This is a genomic window from Pseudomonas sp. P4_C3, from assembly GCF_056402075.1.
The window spans coordinates 1-850 of record NZ_JBFUIC010000714.1; the positions used below are offsets into that span (position 1 = coordinate 1).

Consider the following 850-nt stretch of genomic DNA (forward strand, 5'->3'; position numbering starts at 1 on the left):
GAAGGAGTTTTAGCAGTAACGAGCAATCATCACCTGAATTTAGATCTTTTTATGAGAGGCTTAAAAGAAGATCCAGCACAAGGCACACAAGCAATATATCAGCGAATATCTAATGCACAGTATGAAAGATTAGAAAATTTTACATTCATGACAATCCCTGGTCCTATAGCAGTACTGTATTACAGCGGCAATCATCTCGTGCTTTTTGCTGGCATGGCACTATTATTCTTCTTGGGTTATAGCATCGAGCTTGCCGCTAAACGGTTACTGAATAATGTTATGACAAGCGCTACTATTGGCGTTGGAATGGCATACTTGACAGTGCAAATTAATTTCCCCAGAGCGTTTCTTTTTTTCGCGATTGAGATAACCGCTTTTCTTATAGGGTTAATTGTGCTGAGATGGATACTAAATAAACAAAAGCATCCCATCAACTCTTTACATCAACAAGCACTCTAATTATCCTGAATAAAACCTTCAAAATAATCGACCATATTAGTTACAATTACATGCCAACTATAATGGTCGATTACAAACGACTTAAGTCGTTGCCCTTTAAGCGTCAAATCGTCGGTCTCTGAAAGCATGAGCTGAAGCCCTCTACTGATACCAGCGGCTGTCGGCTCGACAACTCTTCCCCCGTTGATTGTCTGTACTTCGTCAAAGCCACATGTATTTGTCAGCAATACCGGCAAACCTGTGATTCCTGCTTCCAGAGCAACAAGTGACATGGCTTCCGATCTGGAGGGAATGACAAGCATCAATGCATGTTGATAAGCTTCATTCCGTTGGGCCTCATTGAGAAATCCAATAAAATGAATCTGACGAGCTATTTCATGACCAATCAAAG

2 protein-coding genes are annotated in these 850 nt (G+C 40.7%); one reads left to right on the forward strand and one right to left on the reverse strand.

What is annotated here, in order from left to right:
* The coding region (locus tag AC1DVH_RS31985) for a hypothetical protein (RefSeq protein WP_477757149.1) at positions 1-459 on the forward strand (459 nt) is incomplete at its 5' end.
* Here AC1DVH_RS31985 and AC1DVH_RS31990 read toward each other — a convergent pair.
* The coding region (locus AC1DVH_RS31990; protein ID WP_477757150.1) for a glycosyltransferase at positions 456-850 on the reverse strand (395 nt) is incomplete at its 5' end. The genes AC1DVH_RS31985 and AC1DVH_RS31990 overlap by 4 nt on opposite strands.